7 protein-coding genes are annotated in these 6,266 nt (G+C 30.5%); 3 read left to right on the top strand and 4 right to left on the bottom strand.

Annotated features, from left to right (window positions below; all coding sequences use genetic code 11):
- Positions 1-174: 174 nt before the first annotated feature.
- Positions 175-1,116, bottom strand: a complete 942-nt coding sequence (locus tag Q0C58_RS01060; protein WP_290696480.1) for an NAD(P)-dependent oxidoreductase — start codon at positions 1,114-1,116, stop codon at positions 175-177.
- A gap of 97 nt (positions 1,117-1,213) precedes the next feature.
- On the opposite strand from Q0C58_RS01060, the gene Q0C58_RS01055 reads away from it, so the two are divergent.
- From Q0C58_RS01055 to Q0C58_RS01045, 3 genes are read left to right on the top strand one after another with little or no spacing between them, the layout of a single operon-like run.
- On the top strand, positions 1,214-1,927 hold the full coding sequence (locus Q0C58_RS01055) for a glycosyltransferase family 2 protein (RefSeq protein WP_290696479.1): 714 nt from the start codon (positions 1,214-1,216) through the stop codon (positions 1,925-1,927).
- Positions 1,927-2,550, top strand: a complete 624-nt coding sequence (locus Q0C58_RS01050; RefSeq protein WP_290696478.1) for a lipid-A-disaccharide synthase N-terminal domain-containing protein — start codon at positions 1,927-1,929, stop codon at positions 2,548-2,550. The genes Q0C58_RS01055 and Q0C58_RS01050 overlap by 1 nt, the downstream gene beginning before the upstream one ends.
- Positions 2,543-4,177, top strand: coding sequence for a glycosyltransferase family 39 protein (locus tag Q0C58_RS01045; RefSeq protein ID WP_290696477.1), 1,635 nt, complete (start codon positions 2,543-2,545; stop codon positions 4,175-4,177). Before Q0C58_RS01050 ends, Q0C58_RS01045 begins: the two co-directional genes overlap by 8 nt.
- On the opposite strand, the gene Q0C58_RS01040 is transcribed toward Q0C58_RS01045, so the two are convergent.
- From Q0C58_RS01040 to Q0C58_RS01030, 3 genes are all read right to left on the bottom strand, one after another.
- Entirely contained in the window at positions 4,167-4,736 is a 570-nt protein-coding gene (locus Q0C58_RS01040; RefSeq protein ID WP_290696476.1) for a phosphatase PAP2 family protein, read from the bottom strand. The two genes, Q0C58_RS01045 and Q0C58_RS01040, sit on opposite strands and share 11 nt — an antisense overlap.
- A gap of 137 nt (positions 4,737-4,873) precedes the next feature.
- Complete coding sequence (locus Q0C58_RS01035) at positions 4,874-5,101, bottom strand: hypothetical protein (RefSeq protein WP_290696475.1); 228 nt, start codon at positions 5,099-5,101, stop codon at positions 4,874-4,876.
- Between the two features lie 198 nt (positions 5,102-5,299).
- The coding region (locus tag Q0C58_RS01030; protein ID WP_290696473.1) for a T9SS type A sorting domain-containing protein at positions 5,300-6,266 on the bottom strand (967 nt) is incomplete at its 5' end.

Here is a 6,266-nt window from a genome sequence, read left to right as displayed (position 1 = left end):
TGCAATTAATTTATACAACGAAATAAGATTACATTTATCTTTAGACTATAAAACACCAAATATGGTATATCAATTATCAGCCTAAAAATCAATTTTAACTTGTAGCCATATTTCAGGACAAGACACTCTTCAAAAAACGAAAAAAATTATTTACTTCACTCCAAGTAAAACCAACTACAAAAAATTAGCCTTATACCATTCTATTTGCGCTTTTACACTTTCCAACAAAGTAGTTTCTGGATTATAATTTAACAACTTCCTCGCTTTATCAATATTCGCTTTAGTACGCAATTGATCTCCTGCTCTTGCTGCAACATGGTTTATTTTAATAGATTTCCCAATCACTTGTTCTACAGCATCAATACCATCTTGTGTGCTGTGTTCTACTGTTGTTCCTAAATTAATAATTTCACCATTTACTTTAGTTTCGTTACCAATAACACTTAAAACACCATCCACAATATCTCCAACATAAGTAAAACTTCTTAGGTGAGTAGCACTGCCTTTATATAAAGGAAACTTAGTATTATTAAACGCACAAGCTATTAACTTAGTGTACATTTTTTCTGGACGTTCTCGTGGTCCAATTACAGAATACAAACGCAAAGAACAAGCTTGAAACTGCTTCATTCTACTTTTTTGAAGTACTAATTGCTCTGCTGTTAATTTTGTTACACCATAATAAGAGGCTGGTTTTGGTGCTTGAGTTTCTGGAAAAGTAGCCTCTAAACCATAAACAGAAGAGGTTCCTATATTTACAAACAGCTGTAAATTGTTTAGTGTTAATGCAAAGTCTATTAAATTCTTGGTTGCTATAATGTTATTAGAAAAATAATCTTCGAATGTAGATGATGGTGAAATTCCTGGCTGTGCAGCAAAATGAAAAATATAGTTAATGTCCTTTGGTAGTGTTTCCGCGAAAGCGCTATCACGTAAATCTTTATTAATAATAGTAATACCTTTAGCACTAAGAGACTTCGCGTTTAACTGCTTTAGTTCTAAACTATAATAGGCATCAAAATTATCTAAACCAATAACATCGTGTCCACTTTTTTTTAAACCTTCGCAAGCATGAGAGCCAATAAATCCGGCAGCTCCAGTTACTAATATTTTCATGTTTTTAATTCTGTTATTACAAAGAAACATATTTTATTTGATAGTCAATTTCTATTCTTAAAAAAACAATACATTTGTAGTTCATATAATACGTTTTATGAGTTACCAATTTACCATCATTGTTCCTGTTTATAACGAAGAAGACAACCTATTACGTGTTGAAACCGAATTATTAGCCTACACCAAAATAGCAACAAAAACAACTAAAATTTTGTTTGTTAACGATGGTTCTAAAGACAAAAGCCAAGCTATAATAGAAGCTATTAGTAATAGAAATCTTGAGTTTTCTTTTATTTCGTTTAAAGAAAATCGTGGTTTAAGTGCTGCCATTAAAGCTGGTTTTGACTACACAGAAACTGAACTTGTTGGCTACATAGATAGCGATTTACAAACGACACCAACCGATTTTAATTTACTTTTAGAACATATTGGCACTAACGACTTGGTTACTGGAGTTCGCTCTAATAGAAAAGATAGTTTTGTAAAAAACATGTCGTCTAAAATTGCAAATGGTATTCGTCGTAGTTTTACGCACGATGGTATGGACGATACTGGTTGCCCTTTAAAGGTTATTAAAACAGATTATGCTAAACGTATTCCCATGTTTAGAGGTTTACATCGCTTTTTACCAGCCATGATTTTATTACAAAACGGAACTATTATACAAATTCCTGTACAGCATTTTCCAAGAGTTGCTGGAGAGGCTAAATTTGGCGTTTGGAATAGATTACTTGGTCCTTTAATGGATTGCTTTGCTTACTTATGGATGAAAAAAAAGTATATTAATTACGAAATAGCAAGCAAAAAATAATGAACGATTGGATAATTTATAGCGTTGGGTTTTTGGCTCAAATTTTATTTTCCTCGCGATTAATTATACAATGGATTTCAAGCGAAAAAACAAAACGTGTTGTTACACCAACCTTGTTTTGGACCTTAAGTTTAATAGCGTCCTTTCTACTTTTTATTTATGGTTATTTAAGAGATGATTTTGCAATTATGCTTGGTCAAGCGCTAACTTATTTTATATACATTAGAAATTTACAACTTCAAAATCAATGGAAAAAAGTACCATTAATTTTACGTTTCACACTGCTATTTATGCCTATATTTATAACGCTATTCTATTTTAATAATAACAGAATAGATATAAATATTTTCTTTAAAAATGAAGACATTCCTTTTTGGTTATTACTCTTAGGCATAATCTCTCAAGTAATTTTTACCTTACGTTTTGTGTACCAATGGTTATATTCTGAGAAGCATAAAAGCTCTTCTCTGCCTTTTGGCTTTTGGGCATTAAGTTTAGTAGGCTCGCTACTTATTTTAACTTATGCTATCTTTAGGCAAGATCCTGTGCTTTTTGTTGGTCACATTTTAGGAACTGTTATATACATTAGAAATCTAATTATTCTAAAAAAACAAAATGCCTAAACTACTTAAAAACTTTCCTATACTAGCTATTTGTTTGTTTGTAGCGCTTATGTTATTTCCTAATATGGAAACTTTACAAGTGTCTATAATGGAAGCTCGAAATTTTATAACTGCTCGCGAAATGCTTAACAACGACCATTGGTTTTTAACTACAATGAACAACGTTGCACGCTACCAAAAACCACCTTTACCGTCTTGGTTTTCTGCTTTAAGCGGTATTGTTTTTGGCGCAAAAAGTGTATTTGCTATGCGAATACCAGCCGTTTTAATGGTCATGCTTTCTGGTAGTTTTATGTATTATTTTTCTAAAACTGTTTTAAAAGGAAGATCCCAAAGTATGATTAATGCTTTGGTTTTAACCACTTCTTTTTACGTAATAGGTATTGCTTTTGAAGCACCTTCAGATATTTTTACACATGCTTTTATGCTCGTGTCTATTTATTATTTATTTAAGATTTTTAAGTCTAAAAACACGCATTGGAAGTTTGTTGTTAAAGCTGGAATTTTTTTAGGCCTTTCTATTTTATCTAAAGGTCCAATTTCTATTTACGCTTTGTTATTACCCTTTTTAATTGCTTATGGTTTTAGTTTTAAATACCAAAATATAAAACAAAAATGGCCTTCTATTTTAGCTGCTATTTTATTAGGACTAACTATTGGAAGCTCTTGGTATTTGTTCGTTAAACTACAAGACTCTGCAACATTAAATACCATTGTTAATAGTGAAACTAATACCTGGAGAAACTATAACACAAGGCCTTTTTATTATTATTGGAGCTTTTTTACACAAAGTGGTATTTGGGCAATTCCTGCTTTTATATCCTTATTATATCCTTATCTAAAAAAGCGTGTAAGCCATTACAAAGCGTATAAATTTAGTTTTATTTGGACTATTACTGCAGTTGTTTTACTGTCGTTAATACCTATGAAAAAATCACGCTATTTAATGCCTGTACTAATTCCGTTAGCTTTTAATATTGGATTTTATATTGAGTATCTTATTAGAAAATTTAAAACTTTAAAAGACAAACGCGAAACACTTCCTGTCTATTTTAGTTTTGGACTCGTTGGGCTTTTAGGTCTTGCTTTTCCTATTGTAATGTTTGTGTTGTTTAAAACAGAATTGCAAGCCCATCTTTTTAAATATATAATAGCTTCTATAGTATTATTTACTATTGGCGTGTTGCTATTGCAGCAGTTAAAATCTAAAAACATTAAAAATGTTTTTATGCTAACGGTGTTCTTTTTTGCATCTGTATTTGTTTTTGTATTACCACTTTCCGAAGCTTTTAAAAATGAGAACTTCAAGAGTCTTTCAACTTTAAAAGAAGAAAACCAAAAACGGAACATTAAACTCTATACTATTAATAATATCGTTCCAGAAGCTATTTGGGATTATGGAGATGTGATACCTGAAATTAAGCAAGAGAGAAACCATTATGTGTTTCCGCCTGAAAATAAATTTGGGATATTAGTAAATGTAATGCGCCCAGAAAATGAAGCTAAAATACGCGCCAAATATACTATGAAAGAAATAACTACTTACGATTTAAATTATTTTGGCAGTACTTCTAACCAAAACAATCCGCGTTTAAAAAATGTGTTTTATATTCTTACTAAGAAATAGAAACGCGTTTTAATATATACTTTGCCAACTTATAAAATATAAATCCTGAAAAGGCGCCAAACAACATGCCACAAACAATATCCAACGGATAATGTACACCAACATAAATACGACTGTAAGCGACTACAACACTCCAAAATACTAAAATAAATATAAGGTTTTTATAGTAAGGTTTTAAAAGTAAACCTGCAAAAATAGCAGCTGCCATTGTATTAGATGAATGTCCTGAAAAGAAACCATATTTTCCACAACGCACAGCTATAAAACGCGTGTACTCCATAACACCTTCTTGACCACAAGGTCTAAAACGTTCGAATCCGCGCTTAAAAACATTGGTTATTTGGTCTGTAAACGTGACCATTAATACAATAACTAAAAGCATTAATAACAGTCCTTTTAATCCTAATTTCTTAAAAATTAAGAACAACAAAATAGCATATAATGGAATAAAAGAAAACTTGTTAGTAATAACAAGCCACAAATTATCCCAAGTCTCAGTTCCTAAATTATTAAGGAATAAAAAGAGCTCTTTATCGTATTCTATTAATTGATCTAACATCTACTATTATTTTGGGCGTTACCTAAAGGTCGGGCTATCCGCTATATCTTTTTTATGTATTCTCGATACATTTTGCGCGTTCCTTACAAAACACTCGAATGGACATAAAAAAGGATGCCGCTTCTATCCCTAACGCATTAATCGTCGTAACGCGATACTTCTCTGTCGTAAAAAGCTGTTGCGTCTTTAATTAAGTTTTCAATTTCTGTTTCTAATTCTTTTTGGTCGTGTTGATCGAAATCTTCTAACCACTCTACCTCATCATCTTCCAGGTTTATAATAAACATTGGAAACTCTGTATGGATTACAAAGATTGCGTTTGGCAAATCGGTATTATCACCTAGTATGTATTTTGGTAAAGTCATTTTATTTTTAAGTGTTTACTTAATCTGAAGTCATTTTAGTAATTGCTGTAAAAATAACCAAAAGTTTTTAGCTTCTACTTTCTGTGCCTCTATTTTTAAATTACAACTTACTTCTTATTATAAAAAAACCTTTTAACAATTAAGTTAAAAGGCTTTGAAAATAAGCCAAACATTATATTTAGCTTTAATTTTTAGTGCTTAATCAACAAGCAGTTTTTCTACACTAGTACCAGTATTAGTTGTTACTTTTAATAAGTACAAACCTTTAGGTAAATTGTATTTCTCAATATTTAATTTATACTCAGTATTATTAATTAAAATAGTTTCTAAAATAGTTCCTCTAGCACTCATTAATTGTATCGCATTAATAGTTTCTTCTTGACTACTAATTGTAACAACACCAGAAGCTGGATTTGGATATAGCTCTATACTTCCCATGTTAATATTATCTTTTACAGGAGTAATTTCTTCTTTTACAGATACATTTTGCATCTGTATATCTTGACGTACATAAAACGTTTTTACAATGTTTCTAGACAATAAAACGTCTCCATTTTTTGCTTTCGCTTCTACTCTAATAGAATATACACTACCTGGATTTAAATTAGGAAATGAAACTGCAAACATACCTTCTTTGCTAGTTGGCTTAAAAGCATACTCGTTAATTTTCACTCTATCTATCGCTATTTGTTTATCATGTCCTGAAGCAACTTCAGATAGGCTTGCCACTACACTAACAGCATCAAAATTAATAGCATTGTCTTTATTTGCAATACCTATTTCTAAAACCTCTCCATTATAGCCTTCTTTTTCGTTAAAATTTAAATTTAAAGCAAACGCAGTAGAAGTCTCACTATTATTTGCAAATAATAAAAAGTCATTACTTTTTGTGCTCAAATTATATTCTCCTTTTAATAAAGTAGAGGTATATCCAATTCCAACATAAGCACCAGACATGTCGTCTTTTTTAGAATCTGTAATCTCTATTTGATATTTTTCCTTTGTTTCAGTATTAATTAATTCTAAAGTATTTAAAATTGTAGTACTATAAACAACAAACTCAATTGGTTTTTTGTTTTCTTCAACTATATAGTCTGTTTTGCCATCTTTTCCAAAATACATATTACCATTACTAACTAATATTTGAGAATTTCTAACCTTTACT

The sequence above is a fragment of the Lacinutrix sp. genome, assembly GCF_023299985.1.
Lineage (GTDB): Bacteria > Bacteroidota > Bacteroidia > Flavobacteriales > Flavobacteriaceae > Lacinutrix.
The sequence above is the reverse complement of the archived record's forward strand: the minus strand, read 5'-3'. Positions and strand labels throughout refer to the sequence as shown.

What these genes read in the sequence shown, in the direction of transcription:
- Q0C58_RS01055 (WP_290696479.1), top strand. Translation starts at nt 1,214, where the DNA reads ATGAGTTACCAATTTACCATCATTGTTCCTGTTTATAACGAAGAAGAC.
- Q0C58_RS01050 (WP_290696478.1), top strand. Translation starts at nt 1,927, where the DNA reads ATGAACGATTGGATAATTTATAGCGTTGGGTTTTTGGCTCAAATTTTA.
- Q0C58_RS01040 (WP_290696476.1), bottom strand. Translation starts at nt 4,736, where the DNA reads ATGTTAGATCAATTAATAGAATACGATAAAGAGCTCTTTTTATTCCTT.
- Q0C58_RS01035 (WP_290696475.1), bottom strand. Translation starts at nt 5,101, where the DNA reads ATGACTTTACCAAAATACATACTAGGTGATAATACCGATTTGCCAAAC.
- Q0C58_RS01060 (WP_290696480.1), bottom strand. Translation starts at nt 1,116, where the DNA reads ATGAAAATATTAGTAACTGGAGCTGCCGGATTTATTGGCTCTCATGCT.
- Q0C58_RS01045 (WP_290696477.1), top strand. Translation starts at nt 2,543, where the DNA reads ATGCCTAAACTACTTAAAAACTTTCCTATACTAGCTATTTGTTTGTTT.